General features: G+C 41.8%; 27 protein-coding genes. 20 read left to right on the forward strand and 7 right to left on the reverse strand.

The window, feature by feature from the left end; genetic code table 11:
• Positions 1-83 precede the first annotated feature (83 nt).
• Entirely contained in the window at positions 84-275 is a 192-nt protein-coding gene (locus HBHAL_RS08955; RefSeq protein ID WP_041601301.1) for a hypothetical protein, read from the forward strand.
• Between the two features lie 624 nt (positions 276-899).
• Positions 900-1,724, forward strand: coding sequence for an inositol monophosphatase family protein (locus tag HBHAL_RS08960; RefSeq protein ID WP_014643064.1), 825 nt, complete (start codon positions 900-902; stop codon positions 1,722-1,724).
• Between the two features lie 15 nt (positions 1,725-1,739).
• Here the strand turns inward: HBHAL_RS08960 and HBHAL_RS21480 are convergent, their stop codons facing one another.
• Complete coding sequence (locus HBHAL_RS21480; protein WP_014643065.1) at positions 1,740-1,922, reverse strand: DUF5325 family protein; 183 nt, start codon at positions 1,920-1,922, stop codon at positions 1,740-1,742.
• Positions 1,923-2,045: 123 nt separating this feature from the next.
• Between HBHAL_RS21480 and HBHAL_RS08970 the strand changes: the two genes are divergently transcribed.
• Positions 2,046-2,414: a YlaH-like family protein gene (locus HBHAL_RS08970; RefSeq protein ID WP_014643066.1), complete on the forward strand. Its 369-nt coding sequence runs from the start codon at positions 2,046-2,048 to the stop codon at positions 2,412-2,414.
• Between the two features lie 54 nt (positions 2,415-2,468).
• On the opposite strand, the gene HBHAL_RS20855 is transcribed toward HBHAL_RS08970, so the two are convergent.
• Entirely contained in the window at positions 2,469-2,672 is a 204-nt protein-coding gene (locus HBHAL_RS20855; RefSeq protein ID WP_087946069.1) for a YlaI family protein, read from the reverse strand.
• 139 nt (positions 2,673-2,811) lie between these two features.
• Here HBHAL_RS20855 and HBHAL_RS08975 point away from each other — a divergent pair, with 139 nt between their 5' ends.
• Positions 2,812-3,099 carry a hypothetical protein gene (locus HBHAL_RS08975; RefSeq protein WP_014643067.1) on the forward strand — a complete coding sequence of 96 codons (288 nt, stop codon included), beginning with the start codon at positions 2,812-2,814 and terminating at the stop codon, positions 3,097-3,099.
• A 28-nt stretch (positions 3,100-3,127) separates the two neighbouring features.
• Here HBHAL_RS08975 and HBHAL_RS08980 read toward each other — a convergent pair whose 3' ends face one another.
• The gene (locus HBHAL_RS08980; RefSeq protein ID WP_014643068.1) at positions 3,128-3,631 is read right to left on the reverse strand and encodes a YhcN/YlaJ family sporulation lipoprotein; all 504 of its coding nucleotides are present in this window, start codon (positions 3,629-3,631) and stop codon (positions 3,128-3,130) included.
• A 155-nt stretch (positions 3,632-3,786) separates the two neighbouring features.
• Positions 3,787-4,281: a hypothetical protein gene (locus HBHAL_RS08985; RefSeq protein WP_014643069.1), complete on the reverse strand. Its 495-nt coding sequence runs from the start codon at positions 4,279-4,281 to the stop codon at positions 3,787-3,789.
• Between the two features lie 86 nt (positions 4,282-4,367).
• Here HBHAL_RS08985 and glsA point away from each other — a divergent pair, with 86 nt between their 5' ends.
• From glsA to HBHAL_RS09045, 12 genes are all read left to right on the forward strand, one after another.
• Positions 4,368-5,297 carry a glutaminase A gene (gene glsA, locus HBHAL_RS08990; RefSeq protein WP_014643070.1) on the forward strand — a complete coding sequence of 310 codons (930 nt, stop codon included), beginning with the start codon at positions 4,368-4,370 and terminating at the stop codon, positions 5,295-5,297.
• 84 nt (positions 5,298-5,381) lie between these two features.
• Positions 5,382-5,663 (forward strand): YlaN family protein, encoded by a 282-nt coding sequence (locus HBHAL_RS08995; protein ID WP_041601302.1) that lies wholly within the window; start codon positions 5,382-5,384, stop codon positions 5,661-5,663.
• A 154-nt stretch (positions 5,664-5,817) separates the two neighbouring features.
• Positions 5,818-7,011: a putative lipid II flippase FtsW gene (gene ftsW, locus HBHAL_RS09000; protein WP_014643072.1), complete on the forward strand. Its 1,194-nt coding sequence runs from the start codon at positions 5,818-5,820 to the stop codon at positions 7,009-7,011.
• Positions 6,999-10,442: a pyruvate carboxylase gene (gene pyc / locus HBHAL_RS09005; protein WP_014643073.1), complete on the forward strand. Its 3,444-nt coding sequence runs from the start codon at positions 6,999-7,001 to the stop codon at positions 10,440-10,442. Before ftsW ends, pyc begins: the two co-directional genes overlap by 13 nt.
• Positions 10,443-11,641: 1,199 nt before the next feature.
• Positions 11,642-12,580, forward strand: a complete 939-nt coding sequence (gene cyoE, locus HBHAL_RS09010; RefSeq protein WP_014643075.1) for a heme o synthase — start codon at positions 11,642-11,644, stop codon at positions 12,578-12,580.
• A gap of 75 nt (positions 12,581-12,655) precedes the next feature.
• A complete protein-coding gene (coxB, locus tag HBHAL_RS09015; RefSeq protein WP_014643076.1) occupies positions 12,656-13,720 on the forward strand; it encodes a cytochrome c oxidase subunit II in 1,065 nt (354 codons plus the stop codon).
• A 48-nt stretch (positions 13,721-13,768) separates the two neighbouring features.
• On the forward strand, positions 13,769-15,637 hold the full coding sequence (gene ctaD, locus HBHAL_RS09020; RefSeq protein ID WP_014643077.1) for a cytochrome c oxidase subunit I: 1,869 nt from the start codon (positions 13,769-13,771) through the stop codon (positions 15,635-15,637).
• Positions 15,637-16,260 carry a cytochrome c oxidase subunit 3 gene (locus tag HBHAL_RS09025; protein WP_014643078.1) on the forward strand — a complete coding sequence of 208 codons (624 nt, stop codon included), beginning with the start codon at positions 15,637-15,639 and terminating at the stop codon, positions 16,258-16,260. The genes ctaD and HBHAL_RS09025 overlap by 1 nt, the downstream gene beginning before the upstream one ends.
• A gap of 3 nt (positions 16,261-16,263) precedes the next feature.
• Entirely contained in the window at positions 16,264-16,590 is a 327-nt protein-coding gene (ctaF, locus tag HBHAL_RS09030; RefSeq protein WP_014643079.1) for a cytochrome c oxidase subunit IVB, read from the forward strand.
• Positions 16,591-16,771: 181 nt separating this feature from the next.
• Entirely contained in the window at positions 16,772-17,671 is a 900-nt protein-coding gene (gene ctaG / locus HBHAL_RS09035; RefSeq protein ID WP_014643080.1) for a cytochrome c oxidase assembly factor CtaG, read from the forward strand.
• 76 nt (positions 17,672-17,747) lie between these two features.
• Positions 17,748-18,203 (forward strand): DUF420 domain-containing protein, encoded by a 456-nt coding sequence (locus HBHAL_RS09040; RefSeq protein ID WP_014643081.1) that lies wholly within the window; start codon positions 17,748-17,750, stop codon positions 18,201-18,203.
• Positions 18,204-18,415: 212 nt separating this feature from the next.
• Positions 18,416-18,958, forward strand: a complete 543-nt coding sequence (locus HBHAL_RS09045; RefSeq protein ID WP_014643082.1) for a GNAT family N-acetyltransferase — start codon at positions 18,416-18,418, stop codon at positions 18,956-18,958.
• Positions 18,959-18,991: 33 nt separating this feature from the next.
• Here the strand turns inward: HBHAL_RS09045 and ytvI are convergent, their stop codons facing one another.
• Complete coding sequence (ytvI, locus tag HBHAL_RS09050; protein ID WP_014643083.1) at positions 18,992-20,050, reverse strand: sporulation integral membrane protein YtvI; 1,059 nt, start codon at positions 20,048-20,050, stop codon at positions 18,992-18,994.
• A gap of 144 nt (positions 20,051-20,194) precedes the next feature.
• Positions 20,195-20,674, reverse strand: coding sequence for a YugN family protein (locus tag HBHAL_RS09055; protein WP_014643084.1), 480 nt, complete (start codon positions 20,672-20,674; stop codon positions 20,195-20,197).
• Between the two features lie 210 nt (positions 20,675-20,884).
• On the opposite strand from HBHAL_RS09055, the gene HBHAL_RS09060 reads away from it, so the two are divergent.
• The 4 genes from HBHAL_RS09060 (at position 20,885) to HBHAL_RS09075 (ending at position 23,285) form a co-directional block, all read left to right on the forward strand.
• On the forward strand, positions 20,885-21,313 hold the full coding sequence (locus HBHAL_RS09060) for a CBS domain-containing protein (protein WP_014643085.1): 429 nt from the start codon (positions 20,885-20,887) through the stop codon (positions 21,311-21,313).
• A 299-nt stretch (positions 21,314-21,612) separates the two neighbouring features.
• On the forward strand, positions 21,613-22,218 hold the full coding sequence (locus HBHAL_RS09065; protein ID WP_158512368.1) for a hypothetical protein: 606 nt from the start codon (positions 21,613-21,615) through the stop codon (positions 22,216-22,218).
• Positions 22,219-22,315: 97 nt separating this feature from the next.
• Positions 22,316-22,681, forward strand: a complete 366-nt coding sequence (gene ylbD, locus HBHAL_RS09070; RefSeq protein ID WP_014643088.1) for a spore coat protein YlbD — start codon at positions 22,316-22,318, stop codon at positions 22,679-22,681.
• Between the two features lie 163 nt (positions 22,682-22,844).
• On the forward strand, positions 22,845-23,285 hold the full coding sequence (locus HBHAL_RS09075) for a YlbF family regulator (RefSeq protein ID WP_014643089.1): 441 nt from the start codon (positions 22,845-22,847) through the stop codon (positions 23,283-23,285).
• Positions 23,286-23,287: 2 nt separating this feature from the next.
• Here the strand turns inward: HBHAL_RS09075 and HBHAL_RS09080 are convergent, their stop codons facing one another.
• Positions 23,288-23,611 (reverse strand): hypothetical protein, encoded by a 324-nt coding sequence (locus HBHAL_RS09080; protein ID WP_014643090.1) that lies wholly within the window; start codon positions 23,609-23,611, stop codon positions 23,288-23,290.
• Positions 23,612-23,639 lie beyond the last annotated feature (28 nt).

Below are 23,639 nucleotides of genomic sequence, written 5' to 3' on the forward strand. Positions count from 1 at the left end.
TTACATATAAGTAATCTAATTGAAACTTCTCAAGCAATTGCCACATATATATATAGTAAGGATTTGAAAGGGAGGGATTGGCAATGAAACATGTCATGGAAGCGCTGCGTAAAAGAGAAGCTGAAGAAAAGCTCCCGGTGATCCGTTTGGAGATTGATTACGAATTAGTTACATTGCATGATGCAATGCTAGCGGAGGATGAAGCCCAGATAAAGAAAAGTAAAAACAGGCTCGCCGAACTTCGTAAACAGCTGATTGAATGGTCTATCAATTAACGAGCAACATATAGTTGCTTGTTTTTTTTGATTTGATTCTGTTAAACATGTTAATTTTTCATAAATGGTTGCTTATGCCACTAAAGGGTCCTATTTTGGAAGACTCGATTTCGAGATAAATCGGGGTCCGTTATAATATACGGAGGAGGCTAGTGGGGAAATAACTCGCTTTCCTATGGGGAACGGTAAGCTTCCTCGCTCGTTTCACTCCCTGTGGGATCTCACCTAGTTCCTTCTCCCATGGGAGTCTCGTCATTTCCCCACTAGTCCAACTTTATTAGGACGAACGGGCGGACCCTTAGGAAAGAGAGTATCCAATCCCTTACCCCGCCTGAAATGCTTATATAACAGGCTATCCAGCATAGTTCCAGCCTGAAAAAGTATATACCGATGTGATTATTTATTCTCACGCGGGTGAAGAATGAACCCGTTTCGAGTTTCTCATTCGGCAAGGTCCCCGCAGGAGCTTCCGCTCAACAAATATCTCGAAGTCAGTCTTCAAGTAAAGGGAGCTTATCTGTGAAGATCAACGTGGATATACTATAGCTTTAGAGGTAAATATGTGAAATAAACCATCGTGATTTGATATGATAGAAACCATCTGATGTAAAGGAGTATGAGAAAATGGATATACAAAGAAAAGAAGAGCTTTTTGAACAAGCTAAGCAATGGATATTGGAAGCAGGCTCCCATATTCGAGACCATATCGATGCTCCAAGGTCGATTGAGACGAAATCGAATCCTAATGACTTAGTAACGGAAATGGATCAGCAGACAGAACAGTTTTTCGCCGATAAAATAAGAGCCAACTATCCCGACCATTTGTTATTAGGAGAAGAAGGTTTTGGGGATTCTCTTGAAGATTTAAAAGGAACCATTTGGATTGTTGATCCAATAGACGGTACGATGAACTTTGTTCATCAAAAACGAAATTTTGCGATCTCGATTGGTATATATGAAGATGGGGTTGGAGAGATTGGGCTGATTTATAATGTTATGGAGGACGTGCTGTATTCAGTTAAAAGAGGACAAGGAGTCTTTAAAAACGAAAAACAGCTTCCTGAGCATAACGATTCGAGACCACTCAAGGAATCCATTCTTACATTAAATACCACGTGGTTGATTCCTGAAAATCCACATGTGGAGCATGATAGCATTCAGGAATTAGTTAAGACCATTCGGAGTACACGCTCTTATGGTTCAGCTGCTCTTGAATTAGCCTTTGTAGCCGAAGGCATTGTGGATGGGTATTTGACTATGACACTGATGCCGTGGGATTATGCGGCTGGTGCCATCATGGTACAGGAAGTAGGCGGAACCGTTACACGTGCGGACAAGGGTGAGCTTGATCTTTTAAATTCAACTACTGTTTTAGCATGCCGCTCCAATATATATGACGAAATTATCGATGACTATGTACAGCTCAAAACAAAAGAAAGCGACCGCTAAAAGGGGTCGCTTTTCTTATGCATTCAGTTTTCTTTTTAATCGTAATCCAAAACTCATAATGATAAAACCGAGTAAAAAAAAGAAGCCGGCGAGCCAGAAATTTTCCTGGCCAATGGCAAAGCCTACAGAAATAAATGATAGTATGACGAAGAAGGCTAATACACCCATGTTCATTTGAAAGTTCTTCAACAAGTTCACCCCTATTCAAAAGTTATTATAAAGGATTTGTCCAAAAAATGAAAATTGTTGAATGGGTAGCTTCTTTAGATCGTATCTAGTATCATAAAACACAGAATAGAGGAGAATACGAGGAGGAACATCATGGCAGATAACACAACATTGACCGTCCCTAGTGATTTATGGCCTATCGCTGATTTCTTTTTTCAGGGCCTCGGCAATGAAGTCAATATGAATGATGAATCGGAAGTAGGGATGTTATTTCGTTCCTTTTTGCTTTTATACTTAACCACTGTAATTCTGGCTATTATTACATTTAAACTGGGTTTTGCAAGGAAACTGCCGCTTATGAAAACGGTAGTTGTTTATGCAGTACTAATTATCGGCACATTTCTGTTGACGTTGATTTTAGGTTTGAACCTGCCCCTGCCAGAAAGTTTAATGGTAGCTGCGGTGATCATGGGTGTTTACAGGTTGCGCCTGCACCGGGAACGAAAAGAGAAACAATCCTAAAAAGGAAGGCTCCCCATCTATCGGGAGCCTTCCTTTATTATTAGTAAATATCAACTATGGAAGATGATGTTCTTTTTTTCTTTCACGATTGAAGCGGAATTGACCGGTAGCCAGCCGTTTTTTTGTGTTTTCTTCAATACGGTCGTGGCAGGTCTGGCACATATAAGTGTGAATCCGTCTGTTTCTCAATCGTTTGGCTTGCAGACAGTAACTGTCAATTTTCTCAATGTTGTCGCAAATAACGCACTGTACACGCACAATTCTCACCTCAATACTGACTATCTTAGTGACTATCATAACATATTTGATGGATATAAGTGTAATTTTATCCGTTTTCATGTTTGAGTTTTACATGGAGGGGAAAGGTTAAATACAAGCAGTAGAAAGGATGGTTATTATGAAAAAACGTTGGATTTATACCGCAGTAGGAGCCGTTACAGGAGGTGCGATTGCTTACTTTATGAAAGATGAAGAGAATAGGAAGCAAGTCGTGGACAAGGCTAAATCAGTAAAAAGTAATTTCGGTCAAAAAGATGACCTGCCTGTAGAGGAAGCCGGAAGACCTGAAGAAACAGCAGACCATGATAATGCGAAGATGGTGTCTGAAGGTTCTCAGTTTGGTGTTCAATACTACAATGAGCTGACAGAGAAAGAGAGAGAAATCCTAGAAAAAAGTAACAGCTAAATCCTTTAAGGATTTAGCTGTTTTTCTGTCACTGTTCCCTGGATTGTTCTTTTTCAATTTGATTCAGTTTCTTATTTTCATTCTTAGGGATTGACTCCTGGTTAGGATTAGTAGGCGGTGTGTCATTGGCTGGACCTTCCGGCATGTAACGAGCAACGATCTGGCTAAGTTCATCGGTCACCGCTTCCACTGGATGCCCCTGGGACATTTTCTTGCCAAGGCCGCGCAAGCGTTCTACCCCGTCAGCGTCAGCTATGACAAGCGCTTGTTTTCCGTAAGGGTCGTGCTTAAGAGCTTCTGCGACAGAGTATTTTATAACACCCACCCTGGAACGATCTAAATCTTTGTCTACGTCCACTCCTACGGCTACATAATTGCCTAATACGATGGCTGTAGCATCATGAACATCCGGGACTTCAACGGCGAGGTTCGCCAGACGGCGGGCAATTTGCTGACTGGTCATATTTTTCCGATTAACGGGATCAGAATCGCTGACATATTGAAATTCAGAATCACCCTGTCTTTCTTGCAAAGAGATTCTTCGTCATTTTGCTGACACGCTGCGAGGAGCAGCAATAGAACTGCAATTAATAATTTTTTCAATTGGCACACCACTTTTTAGTTCTAGGTTGCGTTTTAACTGAAAAATTATACAAAAAAGGACAGCTGAAAAAGCTGCCCCATTCTTTATTTCATTACGATTTTTTTAATTCCTTTGATTGGATGGGAACGGTTAGAACCATCGTTAAAATAAAGATGTACCGGTCCATTTTCCTTCAGTGGTTTTCCTTCTTCGGCGAATAGAAGGACTGATTCCGCAAGCTGATCAGCGGAGATAGTCTGTTCGCCTTCATCCGTCACAAGGGCCGCTTCCTTCACTTCTGAGTCTGGCTCACTAGTATGAAGAAAAGGTTTTAGTGGCATAAGAAATGTACCTTTTAATATTTGTTCTTTTTCCTGACGGCGTATGCTTTTATTGACGGGAGGGTTCAGCTTCTGCTGGTACACTTCCCTGGTGAATCGTAAAGACTTTCTTTTTATTTCATCTTCTTCTTCCTCTTCGGCTTTTGCTTTCTCAGGGTGAAATACTTGATCGAATGTCATTTTACGGTCATCAAATATCCAAACTGTAGGATCTAGCGTGATTGGAAATTTAACATTTCCTTGTATTTGAACAATCATGGATGCAGCCACCTTTCATTTATAAATCATCCATCCAAATCATAGCAAAAAATGAAGTCGATTTCATTAAAAGGAGGTCTTTTACAATGAATAAAGAAATCACCACAGAAATTCTTGAAGAATGGTTAGAGAACGTCAGGCCGTATGCCTATGATGGGCAGGTGGCTGATTATATTCCTGCATTGTCCAGACAGAATCCAGAAGAACTGGCTGTTGCCATTCATTATATAGATGGAAGTTCTATCCATGCTGGGGAGATTGAGGCAACTTTCACCCTGCAAAGTATTACGAAGGTCATCTCACTGGCTTTAGCATTAATGGATAATGGCGAAGACTATGTATTTGATCATGTCGGGATGGAGCCGACAGGCGATCCGTTCCATTCGATATATCGATTAGAGCAGCTCCCTTCCAAGCCTTTAAATCCTATGATCAACGCTGGAGCTCTTTCAGTTACACACATGATTCACGGTGATACTCCGGATGAAAAGGTGGGGCGTCTTCTCAGTTTTGTCCATGAAATGACGGACGATCATACAATCGGATATAACGAAGAGGTAGCAGCCTCTGAGTTTGAAACAGCCTTCTTAAATCGTTCTCTCCTTTTCTATATGAAGCAGCATCAGATTGTTACAGGCAGCGTAGAAGAAACGCTCGATGCTTATACAAAACAGTGTGCAATCGAAGTGAATGTTCCTCAGCTTGCAAGGATTGGCGCTCTATTTGCCAATGAAGGAAGAGATTTAGACTCCGGCCGTCAGATCATTCCTAAACACTTTGCACGGATCTGTAAAACGTTTATGGTTACTTGTGGTATGTACGATGCATCTGGATCATTTGCGATTAAAGTGGGGATGCCTGCTAAAAGTGGTGTGTCCGGATCGGTGGTGGCTTCTCTTAACGGATTCGGCGGGATTGCTGTTTATGGTCCAAGCCTTGACGAGAAGGGGAATAGTGTCGTAGGGCTCAGACTTTTGGAACTATTGTCGAATCGTTATGATCTGTCAATTTTTTAATTAGATAAGCTAATTGAATCTTGCAATTTTCCTTCCCAGACGATAATATTATTAAAAGAATGACTGTAATGGGAGGGGATAATGATGTTGTCTGATGTGGCTGTGGATCATCGTGAGAAAGCCTACGCCCTTCTAAAAGAAGACGCTGATAAGATTTTAAAATTAATAAAAGTACAGATGGACAATTTGACTATGCCTCAGTGTCCACTTTATGAGGAAGTTTTAGATACACAAATGTTCGGTTTATCACGCGAAATCCATTTCGCTGTCCGGTTGGATTTGATCAGCGAAGAGGAAGGTAAACAAATATTAGATAATTTGGAACAACAACTAAACGTCTTACATGAGGCTGCTCAAAGATCATGAATGGACAAGCTCAAATTGCGACAAGTTCTGTTGTAATTTGAGTTTTTTTTGTAAAAATGAGCGTGAAGCTCATACATATAGAAATGAAATGTCAGAAAAGAAGGATTTTTGCAGTATGAAAGAGAACAAATATATAAAGTAGGGATAAATAAACATGATTCGACATTTAAAAACGTATGATTTTAGCTTATTATTTGCCCCTATTGCTTTGGTAGCTTTCGGCACCGTCATGATTTACAGTGCAAGTATGGTTTATGGACCGATCCGGTTTGATGTCGCCAGTAACCACTTTCTTATCAAACAGCTGCAATGGTTTGGAATTGGTCTGTTTCTGATGATTACCGTTTCTTTAATCCCTTACCGGCACTGGAAGCGCCTGTCGAAGCTCGCAGTACTCCTCATGATTCTATTACTTGGAGGCTTATTTTTCTTTGGGTCTGAAGTGAATAATGCTGTGTCCTGGTATAACTTAGGGTTTATGAACTTTCAGCCGGCTGAGTTTGTTAAAGTTGGGCTGATTATTTACCTTTCTTCTGTGTTTGCAAAGAAACAGCGGTACATTACCCATTTTTCAAAAGCCGTCGTTCCCCCGCTTATTTTAACGAGTGTGATCCTCGGGCTGATTATAAGACAGCCGGATATTGGTTCAGCTGCTGTTATCGGATTAATTGCGAGTCTTATCATTATGAGTTCTGGGATTCGTGGAAAACATATATTGTTTTTAGTTGGTGTAACGGTCGCCATCCTTGTGGTAGGCGGTTCGCAAATGGTAACAGATGAACGACTGGAGCGCTTCTCAGGAGCTTATCAGCCTTTTGAGTCACCAGATGAGGATGGCTATCATTTGATACAATCTTACGTAGCTATTGGAACTGGAGGACTACTGGGTGAGGGGATCGGCCAGGGGGTCCAGAAACTGGGCTACTTACCAGAGCCTCATACTGATTTCATTATGGCTGTGATTGCAGAAGAGCTTGGGTTTATTGGAGTTGCAATTACTGTGGGACTTTTAGGACTGATTGTTTTAAGAGGGCTTTACATTTCTTCAAAATGCCGTGATGCATTCGGTGCACTGCTCGCCATTGGCATTTCTTCGATGGTTGCGATACAGACCATGATTAACCTCGGAGCCATGAGCGGACTATTGCCGATTACAGGAGTTACACTTCCATTTGTAAGCTACGGAGGTTCATCTCTGATCATTCTCATGTTTGCGATCGGGATCTTGAATAATATTGCCCGGACTGTTAAAGCGAAGGAAGAAGAGGACGAGGAGTACGAAGTGCCTGAGCAGACGAGTACGAATCGATACAGGACTAATGGAGGAGTGAGATCGTGGCAGAACTAAGAAAAATTAATAAAGTATTAGTAGCGAACCGCGGAGAGATTGCTATCCGAGTTTTTCGGGCATGTACCGAATTAAATATACGAACGGTAGCGGTTTATTCTCAAGAAGACACTGGCTCCTATCACCGCTATAAAGCGGATGAAGCCTATCTGGTCGGAAAAGGAAAAAAACCGATTGATGCCTATCTAGATATTGAAAACATTATCGAAGTTGCTAAAAACGTCGGAGTGGATGCGATTCACCCGGGGTATGGTTTTCTATCAGAAAATATTGCTTTCGCTCGCAGATGTGAGGAAGAAGGACTTATCTTTATCGGGCCGACAAGTGAACATTTAAACATGTTCGGTGACAAAGTAAAAGCAAGAGATCAGGCGGTGCAAGCAGACATACCTGTTATTCCTGGAAGCGATGGACCGGTGGAAGACTTGGAGGAAATTCGGGAATTTGGAGATAAAAATGGATACCCACTCATGATCAAAGCTGCTATGGGCGGCGGTGGACGAGGGATGAGAGTCGTACGAAGTGCTGAAACGTTATCAGAGTCCTATGACCGTGCTCGCTCTGAAGCAAGAGCAGCCTTTGGCAGTGATGACGTTTATGTAGAAAAACTAATAGAAGAACCAAAGCACATTGAAGTTCAGATTATCGGAGATCATGAAGGAAATATTGTCCATCTCTATGAAAGAGACTGCTCGGTGCAGCGCCGTCACCAGAAAGTGGTCGAAGTGGCACCCAGCGTTTCCTTGGATACACAGGTGCGAGAAAAGATCTGTCATGCTGCCGTTCAGCTTATGGATAACGTAGGGTACATTAATGCGGGAACCGTTGAATTTCTAGTAACGGGGGACGAATTTTATTTTATAGAAGTCAATCCAAGAGTCCAGGTAGAGCATACCATTACGGAAATGATTACGGGAGTCGACATCGTTCAGACTCAAATCCTGATAGCTGAGGGTCATGCTTTACATAGCTCAGAAGTAGCCATTCCTCATCAGGACGAAATCAGAACACATGGATATGCCATTCAGTCACGGGTTACGACCGAGGATCCGCTTAACAATTTCATGCCGGATACCGGGAAGATTATGGCGTACCGGACCGGAGGAGGCTTTGGTGTACGTCTCGATGCGGGAAATGGGTTTCAGGGTGCTGTCATCTCTCCTTACTACGATTCTCTGCTCGTTAAATTATCAACATGGGCACTTAATTTTGACCAGGCTGCACATAAAATGGTCCGTAATTTAAAAGAATTCAGGATTAGGGGCATCAAAACGAATATCCCTTTCCTGGAAAATGTGATTCAGCACAAGCAATTCTTGAACGGTGAATATAATACGATGTTTATCGACCGTTCTCCTGAATTATTTGTTTTTCCTAAACGAAAAGACCGCGGGACCAAGATGTTGTCCTATATAGCTGATCGAACCATCAATGGATTTGAGGGCTATGGAAACCGGAAGAAGCCCACCTTTCATAATCCAAGAGTACCAAATCTCAAATACTCTGAATCTATGCCGATAGGTACAAAGCAGATTCTGGATGAGAGAGGGCCGGAAGGTTTAGCAGAATGGCTGAAGGAACGTCCGGAAGTATTGTTAACGGATACCACTTTCCGGGATGCTCATCAGTCTCTTCTTGCAACAAGAGTCCGGACGAAAGATTTAGAGAATATCGCAGAACCAACTGCCCGGCTTCTTCCCCAGTTGTTTTCACTGGAAATGTGGGGCGGAGCTACGTTTGATGTATCCTACCGCTTTTTGAAGGAAGACCCATGGGAGCGATTGCTTAAATTAAGAGAACAGGCACCTAATGTCCTTTTCCAAATGCTGCTGCGTTCTTCCAATGCTGTTGGTTACAAAAATTATCCGGATAATCTGATCCGTGAATTTGTTGAAAAAAGTGCCAATGCAGGTATTGATGTGTTTCGTATATTCGATAGTCTTAACTGGGTGGAAGGCATGAAGCTGACCATTGATGCTGTGCGTCAGAACAATAAGGTTGCAGAAGCTGCTGTCTGCTATACCGGGGATATTCTCGATTCCACAAGACCTAAATATGATCTGGAATATTACAAGAAAGTAGCGAAAGAGTTACAGGATGCGGGCGCGCATATTTTAGGGATCAAAGATATGGCAGGACTTTTAAAACCTGAAGCTGCTTACCAGCTAATCTCCACTCTTAAAGAAACCATTGACATCCCGATTCATTTGCATACACACGATACAAGCGGTAACGGAATCTTCACCTATGCTAGAGCCGTAGAAGCAGGAGTAGATGTGGTGGATGTAGCTGCAGGACCGATGGCAGGTTTAACTTCTCAGCCAAGTGCAAACAGCCTGTACTATGCGCTTGAAGGAAGTGTAAGAAAGCCTGACGTTGATATCCAGTCTTATGAGAAGCTTGGGCACTTCTGGGAGGATACGAGAAAGTATTATGCTGATTTTGAAAGTGGCATGATGGCCCCTCATACAGAGGTGTATGAACACGAAATGCCGGGCGGACAGTATAGTAACCTTCAACAGCAGGCTAAAGCAGTAGGGTTAAGTCCCCGCTGGGATGAAGTGAAAAAAATGTACCGCCGTGTGAATGACATGTTCGGTGATATTGTAAAAGTGACGCCTTCTTCAAAAGTCGTGGGAGACATGGCGCTTTACATGGTTCAAAACGGGTTAAATGAAGATGATGTATATGAACGTGGTGATTCTCTTGATTTTCCAGATAGTGTAGTGGAATTTTTCCAAGGTTATCTTGGACAGCCTTACGGAGGATTTCCTGCAGAGTTGCAGCGCATTGTTCTTAAGGGCAGAGAGCCCCTTCAGGTTCGACCGGGAGAACTCCTGGACCCTGTAGATTTCAATAACCTGAAAGAGACTTTATTTCATTCACTGGATCGTCAAGTGACAAGTTTTGATATGATCAGCTATGCCCTTTATCCAAAAGTTTTCATGGATTATCAAAAATTCACAGAGCAGTATGGAGATATGTCCGTATTGGATACGCCGACGTTTTTCTATGGAATGCGCCTCGGTGAAGAAATAGAAGTGGAAATTGAACAAGGAAAAACGCTGATTGTAAAAATGGTTTCAATAGGTGAAGCGCAAGTAGATGGGACAAGAACCGTTTATTTTGAGTTGAATGGTCAACCGCGTGAAGTAGTGGTGCGTGACGAAAATGTTAAAGCCACTGTTCAACAGCGTCCTAAAGCAGATAAATCAAATACAAAGCATATCGGCGCCAGTATGCCGGGGACGGTTATTAAAGTAATTTCCGCTCAAGGTGAAAATGTGAAAAAAGGCGACCACCTGATGATTACGGAAGCCATGAAAATGGAGACGACCGTCCAGGCTCCATTTGATGGTGTAATTAAGGATATTTACGTGGAGAATAATGAAGCAATTCATGTTGGAGACCTATTGATCGAATTTGAGTAAAATAGTTTGGACGATCTGCCTGTTCGATAAAGGCAGATCGTTTTTTGATGTCTAAATAGGTAACAGAGTAGATACGAAGGAAGGAAGCCTGGACTTATTATTAGTGATCATAAACGAAAGTTTGTACGTTTTTGGCATATTAAATATGTAGGCTATTAAACTAAAGGGCCGTATAGTTGAAGACTCAGTTTCGAGATATCTTAGGTCCGTTACTTAATATAGAGGAGGGATGGCTGCGGAAACAACTCGCTTTCCTGCGGGGAAACTGGCAAGCCTCCTCGGTCGCTGTCACTCCCTGTGGGGTCTCGCCTAGCTCCTTCTCCCGCGGGAGTCTCGTCGTTTCCTTCGCCACCCAGCCTGAAACGTAAAACGGCCCCTTTCATAAGAGGGGGAATCATCCTGAAGCAGCCTTAAATGCTTATAAAGCGGGATTTATACACTTAAATAAGCTAGATACTCTTTCGCTTCTCAGGTTCATTATCTTTGTCGAACAGGCATCTTCGAAGTGCATTTCGAGCTCCCTATTTCGCAAGGTCCAGAGGGGGACAATGAAGACTCCTGTGGGATGAAAATGACAGGGGAGACCCCGGAAGGCGAAGCCTGAGGAGGTTCCGCGCAGAAGAGGTTCGACTAATAACGCCACGTCGTGTGGCAACGTCGAACGACCCTGCGTCATGCAGGGCCGGAAAGCGAATCGCCCCCCGCAGGACTTCCCTCACTTCCAATATCTCGAAACTGAGTCTTCAAGTAACGGGAGCTATACTGTGAAATCACTTTGAAAGATCGTAGCTATAATTTGAACTTATCGACCAGGTAGTTTCTTTAAAAAACTTTTCCGAAAATGTAATATTATTTTTACTTTTTATAGACGAAACCTTGCATTCCGGTCTGGAATTTGCTAGAAATAAATAGGTGGATGACAATCGTCAAGAAATAGTCAATAAATGTAAACCTACAAAGGCTATCTGTACGTTACAATAGGTATAAACGTGGGATTTTGGCCTGTGAAAGATGTCACAGATTTGTCACAAATTAATAAAAATCTATTGTTTAAATAGATAGAAGCCTAATTCCATGATACAATTACCTTGATGTTTCTTGACCTCAAAGGATTTTACAGTCAGAAACAGCTCTTAACTTTACGCTCACCAGAAGATGTAAAGGAAGTGTAAAGAAGGTAGAAGGAGGAGGATATTACGATGGACAACCCTAGAACAGTCGAATCCGCTTCTACAGACATGATTGGGCAGACACCTGTCCGTGAATCTTCAATGTTAGCTGATATAAAGAGTCTGATTAAAGTAGGTATCATCAATTCCAATTTAATAACAACATTTGCAGGATTCTGGCTTGCTTTGCATTTTACAGGATCTTCTTTTATAGACCACTGGGTCACTTTCTTGTTGACCATGGCCGGTACCGCTTTAGTGATAGCGGGCGGCTGTATTATTAACAATTGGTATGATAGAGATATCGATCCGATTATGTCGCGGACAAAGAATCGTCCGACCGTGACCGGAACAATGTCATTATCTCTCATTAAAGGACTCGGAATCAGCACCTCTCTTCTTGGGGTTGTGGTTCTGTTATTTACCACGGTAGAAGCCGCGATCTTTGGAGCGTTTGGATGGTTTGTTTACGTCGTACTCTATACGATGTGGTCTAAGAGACGGTACACCATTAATACGGTGATTGGAAGTTTCTCAGGTGCTGTACCTCCATTAATCGGCTGGGCAGCTATCGATCCTGGACTTCAGCTTGAAGCGATTATCTTGTTCCTAATCATGTTTATATGGCAGACGCCTCATTTCCTGGCATTAGCGATGAAGAAAAAGGAAGACTATAAAGCAGCTGGTATTCCTATGCTACCTGTCGTACATGGTTTTGAAATGACGAAGCGTCAAATCGTGATTTATGTAGCGTGTCTACTTCCGCTGCCGATTTATCTGGCTTCTTTAGGCAGCATCTTTTTAGTTATTGCCTTCACGTTGTCAGCCGGCTGGCTGGTGCTTGGCATCTACGGGTTCTTTATGAAAGATGATTACAAGTGGGCTACATGGATGTTTGTTTATTCTTTGAACTATTTGACAATCATGTTCTTAATGATGGTTGTAGTTACACTGCCGTTTCCTTTTTAAAGTACTGACTCAATTTTTATTGAGTCAGTTCCTTAATAAATAAAGTACTATACAAGAGAAAGAGAGGTATCACTTATGAGAGGTTGGATGGGAAAATTCCGTACTCTGGCATTGTTCGGTGCTCTTACCTTAATCCTGTCGGGTTGTGGTGTAGATAATCTGAGTGCCTTGAAACCTAAGGGTTACGGAGCGGAATTATTATTAGATCTTATGATGATCAGCATTGCGATCATGATTTTTGTATTCGTTATCGTAATGGCCATTTATGCATTTGTTCTTATTCGTTATCGAGAGAAGAAAGGACAAGAGAACATTATTCCGAAGCAGACGGAAGGTAATAAAGCACTGGAAGTAATTTGGACAGTGATTCCAATTATTTTACTTCTTGTATTAGCTGTGCCTACCGTGCAAGCTACCTTCGATTTAGCAGATCAATCATCTCAAGAAGATGAAAGCGCTATGACGATCGAGGTTACAGGAAATCAGTACTGGTGGCACTTCAACTATCCAAAAGAGGAGATTGCCATAAGTCAGGAGATGTACATCCCTACAGGGGAACGCGTATACTTAAATCTTAAATCCAGTGACGTTATTCACTCTTTCTGGCTGCCTTCCATTGCCGGGAAAATGGATACAAACCCTGGTGAGAACATGAACACGATGTACTTAGAAGCATACGAAGAAGGAGTTTATTGGGGGCATTGTGCAGAACTTTGCGGTCCTTCCCACTCCTTAATGGACTTCCGGGTCGTGGCGGTCAGTCCTGATAAATTCGAACAATGGAAAGAAGACATGCAGAACGTAGATCCTGAAGCAACACCGGAGACTACTTCAGCTCAAGAGGGGCAGGAATTGTTCAATAATAACTGTATGAGCTGCCATGCGATTGGAGGATCCTCGGCCGGCGTAGGTCCAAACCTTACGAACTTTGGAAACCGCGAGAAAATTGCCGGTATATTAGAACCTTCCAAAGAGAATTTGGTGAATTGGATTGTTCACCCTGATGAAGTTAAGCCAGGCAATAACATGCCGGCAAACCTTGTATCAGAAGAGGAAGCCGGTAAAATTGCCGATTATTTACTTCAGCTTAAACATTCGGACGTAGGAAATGATATCCCTACTCGAAATACAGATAAGTAAATTATTATTCAAAAATCGAGAAAGAGGTTTGAAAAGGGAGGTTAAAGCGTGAGTACTACAGCAGCGCAAAATGGTGGGCTCGGCGCTGCGATTTGGGATTACTTGACTACTGTAGACCATAAGAAGATTGCACATCTTTACTTGGTAGCAGGCGGTCTGTTCTTCTTAATCGGCGGGCTCGAAGCCATGTTAATACGAATTCAATTGATGAAACCAGATAACAATTTCATCTCTGCCGGGCTTTATAATGAAATGATTACGATGCATGGTACAACCATGATTTTCTTAGCAGCCATGCCGCTTATATTCGCTTTAATGAATGCGGTGGTTCCACTGCAGATAGGAGCGCGCGACGTAGCGTTTCCATTCTTGAACTCATTAGGGTTCTGGCTGTTTCTTTTTGGTGGCCTATTGCTAAACGTTTCCTGGTTTACAGGAGGGGCTCCTGATGCTGGGTGGACGAACTATGCACCGCTATCTACCACATCACCGGGCCATGGAGTCGATTATTATGTGATGGGGCTTCAGATTTCAGGGGCTGGTACATTAATTGGTGGTATTAACTTCCTGGTAACCATCGTTAACATGAGGGCACCAGGTATGACTTACATGCGTATGCCGCTGTTTACTTGGTCTACGTTTGTTACAAGTACACTAATTCTATTCGCATTCCCTGCATTGACTGTAGGATTGTTCCTTATGATGTTTGACCGTATGTTTGGTGCTGCCTTCTTCGATGTAGCGAAAGGCGGAAACGTCATTATTTGGGAGCACTTATTCTGGATATTCGGACACCCGGAAGTTTATATCTTAATTCTTCCTCTGTTCGGAGCATTTAGTGATATATTCTCAACTTTTTCTAAAAAGCGATTGTTCGGTTACTCAGCGATGGTCTTCGCAACCGTTTTGATTGGTTTCCTTGGTTTCATGGTGTGGGCTCACCATATGTTTACCGTAGGTATGGGACCAATCGCTAACTCCATCTTTGCTGTAGCAACGATGGCAATTGCTGTTCCGACAGGGATCAAAATATTTAACTGGCTCTTCACGATGTGGGGCGGACAGATAAGAATGACCTCAGCTATGCTCTGGTCTGTAGCGTTCATTCCTTCCTTTACTATCGGAGGGATGACGGGTGTTATGCTTGCAGCGGCAGCAGCTGACTTTCAGTACCATGATACTTATTTCGTAGTTGGTCACTTCCACTACGTTATCGTTGGTGGTGTAGTCTTTGGTATATTTGCAGCATTACATTACTGGTGGCCGAAAATGTTTGGTAAAGTACTTAATGAAAAGCTTGGTAAATTGGCATTCTGGCCATTTTTCATCGGGTTCCACCTAACGTTCTTTATCCAACACTTCCTTGGTCTAATGGGAATGCCGCGTCGTTACTGGGTCTTCCTTGAGGGACAAGGACTTGAAGCTGGTAATATGATTAGTACGATTGGCGCTTTCTTAATGGCTATTGGTTCCGTTATCTTCTTAATCAACATTGTTTACACAGCCGTTAAGGAGAAGAAAGTGAGTGGGGATCCTTGGGATGGTCGTACGCTAGAATGGACGATGCCTTCACCGCCACCTCACTACAACTTCGTACAAACACCTTTAGTACGTGGTTTAGATCCGCTATGGGTTGAAAAAACAGAAGGTAAAGAAGGAATGACTCCAGCAGAGCCACTTGGTGACATTCACATGCCTAACGCTTCCATCCTGCCTTTCACCATGTCCTTAGGTCTATTCATCGCCGGTTTTGGATTTATTTATCAAACGGATGATAAAACATGGCTCGTGGCAGCCGTGATCGGTATGGGTATTACACTAGGTTCAATGTTGATTCGTTCCTTGAAAGATGATCTTGGACACCATATTCATAAAGAAGAGCTGGAAGAAGATATTAAGAAGGGGGTTGGCAAATAATGAGTCATGAAGATGTATTGAATCCAAAGCATATGCCGCATGATCCGGAAAAAGCCACCCTTGAAGGTAAAAATAAATTTCTTGCTTTTTGGTTTTTTCTAGGCGGAGAGACTGTATTGTTCGCCAGTCTATTCGGCACCTACATTGCTTTAAACAGTTCTACCGTAGGGGAAAACACCCCTGAACACTTGTTTGGTCTTGAACTCGTCTTTTTAATGACCATGTTACTTTTAACAAGTTCCCTCACAAGTGTGTATGCCATGTATCATATGAAGAATCACGATTTTCGTAAGATGCAGACATGGTTAGCTATTACCGTTCTTTTAGGTCTGGCTTTCTTAGGTTTTGAGATTTATGAGTTTTTCCATTATGTTCATGAGTACGAGTTTACCTTTGGGTCCTCGGCCTTCGCTTCGGCCTTTTATACATTGGTTGGATTTCACGGAGGACACGTTTTGTTTGGACTTTCCTGGATCGTTACGTTAATGATCCGAAATCAAAAACGCGGCTTGAATTTATATAACGCTCCGAAATTCTATGTAGCAAGCCTTTACTGGCACTTCATTGATGTCGTATGGGTGTTTATCTTCACAGTCGTTTACCTTATGGGAAAGGTGGGTTAATCAATGGCAAATAGCTCCCATTCGAAGCCAACAAGACAGATGGAATATGAAAAGAAGCAGCATAAAGAGGAGATGAAGCAGCAGGTTATCACCTTTGTGCTTATGATTCTGTTTACCTTTGTAGCTTTTGGCATGGTGATCATGGAAGTGAATTCCTATTTCGTCATCCCAACGTTAATTATCCTGGCTATTGTACAGGTGGCATTCCAGCTTTATTACTTCATGCACATGAAGAATAAAGGACATAATATGCCTGCCTTAATGATGTATGGTGGCGCTGCGGTAGCGGGACTTACCATTATCACTTTTTCCTCCATTATTTGGTGGTAATCCAATTTAAAAGATAATAGGTAACTTATTACAAAAAGACCGGGTACCCGGTCTTTTTGTATGCCTGCTGAAGTTATGGCTAAATTATGAACAATCCTTGATCTCCCTTTGCAGGACTCGTTTTTTTATGTAAAGTTAGTTAAAATAGAGAAGAAAGAAATTAAACTGAGGTGAGATGCCAATGTGGTTAGAACTTCAAATATTCGGCTTCCGAGCATTATGGAGTCCTTTTTATTTACTATTTGTCTGTTTGTTAGCGGCTCTATACTTTTATATAACGGGACCAAAAAGACCGGAAGGGGCTGAACAGCCTTCTATATCACAACAAGTGATGTTCTATTCAGGTATGGTTCTGCTTTACGTAGTCAAAGGGTCTCCTGTAGATCTATTAGGCCATATTATGTTTACGGCCCATATGACGCAGATGGCCCTTTATTATCTGTTATTTCCGATACTCGTCATTAAAGGCTTGCCATCCTGGATTTGGAAGAAGCTTTTCCAAGTAAAAGGACTGGGAAATATACTACGGTTTTTCACGAAGCCTCTATTGTCGCTTCTATTATTTAACGGTTTATTTTCTCTTTACCACATGCCTGTTATTTTTGACTATGCCAAATCTGATGAAGTCGCGCATGCTATTATTACGACGGTCATCCTGTTTACCGCTTTTGTGATGTGGGTATCTGTGTTTCCTCCATTAGAGGAGTTAAACAGACTAAGCCCGATCATGAAGATTGGTTTTATCTTTGCCAATGGAGTACTAATAACTCCTGCGTGTGGATTAATCATTTTTGCAGGAACTCCTTTATACGACACCTATTCCCAATCCGGGGCATGGATTCAGGCGATGAGTTTATGTGTGCCCGCTAACGTACTAAATGATATTGCAGCAAACTTAAGCGGCCCAAGTTACTTTACGCCGATGCCCCTAGTTGAAGATCAGCAACTGGGCGGGATCATCATGAAAATTACTCAAGAAATAATTTTCGGAGCGATCATTGCCTATATATTCTTCAGCTGGTTTAACCAGGAGAGAAATACAATTGATCCAATGCCTGCTCATATACCAAGCGAATCATAAGATCAGGGAAAGTCTATTACAGTGAATAGACTTTCCCTGACCTATTGTTTTCAGTTGTCCGAAAAGAGGTGGAAAGATGCCATTATTACCGACCCTTAGTACTTTTTTTATTGTGTTAAGTGCTGTACTTGTAGCCATTGGATGGGTACTCATAGCGAAGAATAAGAGAGCCGGTCATAAAAAAGTGATGGTTGCCGGAGCTATCAGCGCGTTAACGTTTTTTATTATTTATGTGAGCCGGACCATTTTTATCGGAAATACTAGTTTCGGTGGTCCTGATGAAATTAAAATTTATTATACGGTTTTCCTGATCTTTCATATCCTATTGGCCACTGTAGGTGCGGTCTTCGGAATAGTTACCTTAACGCTTGCGTTTAAACGTAAAATTCCTAAGCATCGCAAAGTAGGACCGGTAACCAGTATCATCTGGTTTTCTACTGCTATTACAGGTGTAGCGGTGTACTTACTTCTATACATTATTTACGACGGCGGAACGACAACCAGCATGATAAAAGCTATATTAGGGACGTAAACATTTACAAAAAAGCGGCGGACGTGCTCAAGCATTCGCTGCTTTTTTTAGCTTTTAAAGTTTACTACGTCATCAGCTGCTTATATAAAGCTTTAGAGAAAATATCTTTTTAACAGGCTTTATTGTACGTTTAGGTTGTTTAAGGTAGAGGAAGAACAGGTATATAGAAGACTATAATTACGTGAGGATACATAGGAAAGGAATGGAACTGAATGAGTATATACACAGAACGCCTGCGGTTGATGCCTGTTTCATTGGAGTTAGCTCAGACGCTAATGAAAAATCCACTGGCTTTTTATTATAAGTATCAGCTGCCCTGGAATAAAAATTGGCCACACTATGGTTTAAAGGCTGTTATGCCTATTTACGCAGAAAAACTTGAACAGGACGAAGAAGAGCTTGGTTTTGGGCCCTGGGTCATAATGGATGCATCAGGAAAACGTGTCGTAGGTGATATTGGATTTAAAGGCAGACCCAATGATAATGGAATAATTGAAATTGGATATCACATCGTTCATTCAGAAAGAAATGCAGGCTATGCTTCTGAAGCTGTAGATCATTTGTGTACATGGGCGTTTAGTCATCCTGAAGTAAAGGGTGTGGAGGCAGAGTGTGATCGAGGAAACATTGCTTCTCAGAAAGTGCTGATCAATAATGGGTTTTCTCATACAGGAAAGAATGGTGACATTTTACGGTTTAAAAAGGAAAAAAAGGTGCATAACCCAAAGCCTGACTGCTATAAAGAAGGCCTATAAGAAGCCTGAAGCTATTTTAGCTTCAGGCTTTTTTTATAGTTTAAAGTTCCATTTGATAATTCCGGCTTCTTTGGCGGAATTAAAGGCAATGACCACCAGTGGACCTAAGATAAAACCAACAAGCCCGATAAGCTGAAGACCAAGATACATGGCTATTAAAGTGGCGAGGGGGGAAAGTCCTATATGGCGCCCCATGACCTTCGGCTCCACCGTTCTGCGAATGGCTAATAAGGTAATTGCCAATATACCGAGCTTGGCTCCCATCGAAATGTCCCCAATAATCAGCATATACACCGACCAGGGCCCGAGAATAACGATAGAGCCGATAATAGGAATGAAATCAATCATCCATATAATCAGTGACATAATCAGAGCCACTTCGGGAGATATCCACAAAAGCCCTGCTAAAGAGACGATAAAAATGATAATACTCACTAAAAACTGGGCTTTTAGGAAACCAAAAACTACATACGCTAAACGTGCATTCATAAACTTAACTTTCTCAGAAGTAGCTTCCGTAAAACCAGCATGCATTTTTTCCCTGAGTCGGGGTAGTTCTAGCATAAATAAAAATAACGCAATTAAATACACAAGAAAACTAACTAAGTATTCAGGTATTTTGGCAGCTACGGACGCGATATTGGATAACTGCAGCTGCTGCGAGATGGCCGTAGTAGTGCGATCAAAAGCATTCGTCAATTCAGTCGCTACTTTATCAACGAATTCCTGGGGCATATTGCGAGTGAAACTGTCCATATTGTTCTGCCAATTTAGAAGTACTTGATTCATTTGATTAATATATTCCGGCGCATGATCGGCAAGCTGAACAATTTGAGCCACGGCCCTGGTAACCGCAAACGTCCCAAGTAAACCAAGAAAGACTAGAAAGAGCAAAAATACAATGGTAACAGCCATTTTTCGGTTCATTCGGAACCTGAATTGCATCCATCGAATGGATGGGTTAAGGAATAAAGCGGTCACAAGAGCTAAAATTAATGGGATAGAGACTGGCAGTATATAATATCCCGCAATGATAAGTAGTATGAAAAGCCCTATGAGGACCCATTGTTTTTTAGTTAGATATCGGAACAATTTATGTATGGATCTCCTTTCCCTAAACCAACTCGACAAATCTGGAAGGCATTTTTAAAAAAAGCCGCTCATCATTTAAGTAATGATGTGCGACTCCATTGGAACATTCCGAACATCGGATGGGTGACAACCATCGGAAGTCGTTTATTTACGCTGTTCCGGGTTGTTGGAAAGCTCTTTAACTTTTTGAAGAACTTCCTGATTCTGGTTTTCTTCCGCCCATTTGGTTAGTTTCTCAAGCACGATATGCTCAGGTACCTGATTGTGGTACTTATTGGCGGGTTCCTGAATTTTCTTAATTAAATTTCTTGCTTTTTCAATAATACCTTCAGAAAAGCCTTCCTGTTCTCCGTATTCCACGCCGTGCGGATAGTAGTGACGGCCTAGAAGAGGATCCATCAGTCGGATCACCGCGTCACCACGGTCGACATCCCCTTCAATGGCGAAGCCCTGTACGCGTACATAATAAGTCACGTTTTTCTCCGGGGCATCCAGTTTATAGTCGTAGGTCACACGTTCGTAATCCCAGGATCCACCTAGAATGAAACCGTTACTTTCCATTAATTCCGTTAAGGGATTGAAATCTACAACCAGTCCATCTAAACCTGTACTTTCAAGTTTCATCTCTTCCACCTCACAAATAGTATGTATTTCATTAATTTTAGTACGAAAAAGCTGAACTTGCAATTTCTGTGATTTCTTATACGCCTTTATTCAGCATTATAGACGATATCGATTTAATTATACTACATAAGGATCATGGTTGCATGTAATAATTTTGTTGAAATGGGGACACTAAGCATTGATATTGAATTACTATAAGGAGGATTTCCTATGAAAACAGTGAAAGACATAATGACTAGTGATGTATCTGTATGCCGTACGGATGATACGCTTAGTTCCGCTGCTCAAATTATGAAGCAGAAGAACGTAGGGGCTGTTCCTGTATGCGATAATCAGGGTCAGTTGATGGGGATGGTAACCGATCGTGACTTAGTTCTGCGTGGTTATGCCGATAAGAAACCAGAAACTACTCCAATCCAGCAGGTCATGAGCGATCGTTTATACAACTGCAGCCCAGAGACTACGCTTGAAGAAGCGAGCAAAATAATGGCTGAGCATCAAATCCGCAGACTTCCAGTCGTGGAAAATGGAAAATTATCAGGGATCATCTCTCTTGGTGATTTATCTGTAGAAGATATGTCAGACCATGCGGCAGGAGTAGCTCTCCAAGACATTTCTGAACGCCCTGAACTTCATTAAGTGATTCAATAGGAAGACCTGCTGCTCTCAGCAGGTCTTTTATTTATACAAATCCTGCGAAAGCGTCTTTATTCAGGGCTCGAACTTTTCGTCAATTAGAAAAGTCAGATGAGCATCAAATAAAATAAGTAGGGAGAACTCTGCCTTTTCTTTTTGTATCCATTTCCTTCCTGTAGGAGCTGGAAAAAGCGGCAATTTGTATATGAAGAAAACTTAAACCTATGATAAGCTTAGCGCATCAAAGAACGATGGATGGAAACTCAAGACTAGCTTTAGGAAAGGGGAATGGTTTAAGATCTATGCGCAAGTTTGCAGATGATACGTTTGCTATGTTGGTCTCCCTGTTTTTATTTTACATATTCGTGTTGAACGTTAATAAATTTACATTTTTAGATGGAAACCAGGCCCTGCTTTTATTTGCTTCGATTGGTGTGGTGACGGCTAGTCTTTGGACTGGCGTTCAATTGAGTAAATGGCTGCGTTCTTTCAGGTACTCTTTCATCGTAAAAACTCTTCTGTCTGGTACCATCCTCTTGTTTTTTAGCTACCAGCTATTTTTTCCTTATTTTTATTCCACAAATCATTTAGAAAAAGCTGGGGTGGAGCAGGTAGAATCGTACTTCCAGCTGAACGAAGATATACGATCAGCCAAGCAGCGTAAACAAGAGGTTCAAACAATGATGACGGAAATGCTGGCATTTGCCACTTTACAATCTGAACAAAACCCAAAAGGACAACTAGTCGACATACATACGGTTGAAGTAACTCGGGACTACTATAGGTTTCATTTAACTGTAGAAGTTAAGCGCTCCTTTGGAACAGATATAGTCCAGCATCCATACCGATTCTCATTCACGAGAGAAGATGGAAGGTTTAAAATCAACGGATTTGAAAGATTAAACTAGAATTTGCTGTTTTTCGCAAATTTCCTTCATGGGGTAAGAACGTCCTTATTTTAGGTGCATAGGCTATAGAGTAGATCTAACAGTGAGGTGTGAACTTATGAGTACAAATGAATTGCACCCGAATGTCCAGCGCTTTAAAGAATTTGTAGATGATCATCCTCGTGTGAAGGAACAAATCCGGAAAAATCATAAACTGATTCAAAGCTATTATGAGAAGTGGATGATTTTGGGGGCGGAGGATCGTTTCTGGGAATCCCTGCCTGCGGTGAAGAAGAGTACTTCATCTAATAAGAAGGATTTGTTTAAGCAGTTAGGAGCATTAATGGAAGAGCTGGACTGGGAAGAGGTATCTCGCCATATGGATGAACTGAATGGGGCATTAGGACAATTTCAACAATTCTTATCTAAAGCTAAGAAAGATTCCAACAAAGATCGTAGAGAGTTAGAGTACCCTTATTACTAAGATCAAGCTTCGAGACTCCGAAAGTCCACGGCATCTATATAAAAAGTGTTCATCAGATGCAGGCGAAAAAAATTCTTTATAAAATAGGACAGCAGGGAATGACGAAACTCATTTCAATCTGCTGTCCTATTTGATAAGATAGAAGTGGAGGTGGACATCTAAAATGCTAGCTACAATGGAAATTGTCGATCTGCTTGATAGTTCAGAAACGATTGGCCATATGGTCATGAATTCAGATACAATGCATCATTATAATGAAGCGAAGTACGCTCTTGAGAATGATCGCGACGCTCAGGCGCTCATCAAGAGATTTGCTGATATAAAAGAACACTATGAGGATGTTCAGCGTTTCGGGCGCTACCATCCGGATTATAATGATATTATGAAGAAAGTCCGTTCTGTGAAGAGAGAAATGGACATGCACGAAACCGTGGCTCATTTCAAAAAAGCGGAGCGGGAAGTGCAAAAGCTGTTGGATGAAATTAGCGAAAACGTGGCTTTTAGTGTAAGTGAACAAATAAAAGTTCCAAAAAACGGAATGGCTCTTACCGACTCCGGCTGCAGTGGCGGATGCGGAAGCGGCGGAAGCTGTGGGTGCTCTTAAACTTAAGTGAATCGGATACAGTCATCACAGAAGTTGCCGCAGCAGAACATTTTCCGTTGAGGCACTAGAAAACGCACACGGTACACATAGAACGTCTGACTTTTGCGTACATAACTCATCGCAAGGGTCAGGCGTTTTCCTTTCATAGCTTTAGCAGCGGACCTCTTAAGCTGATCTTCCACTACAGATTGGTCAGCTGTACAATCCGGCCAGAGATACACAAAAGGCAGCCCGGTAATTTGTTTAAACTGTACGCTCTTCACAACAGGAGACTGTTGCAAATCTTTTGAAAAAAGTTCAAATGCCCGTTCGTGGTCCGTCTTCATAAAAAGGACTCCTTTTAGAAAGAATAAT

It is taken from the genome of Halobacillus halophilus DSM 2266 (assembly GCF_000284515.1).
GTDB lineage: Bacteria > Bacillota > Bacilli > Bacillales > Halobacillaceae > Halobacillus > Halobacillus halophilus.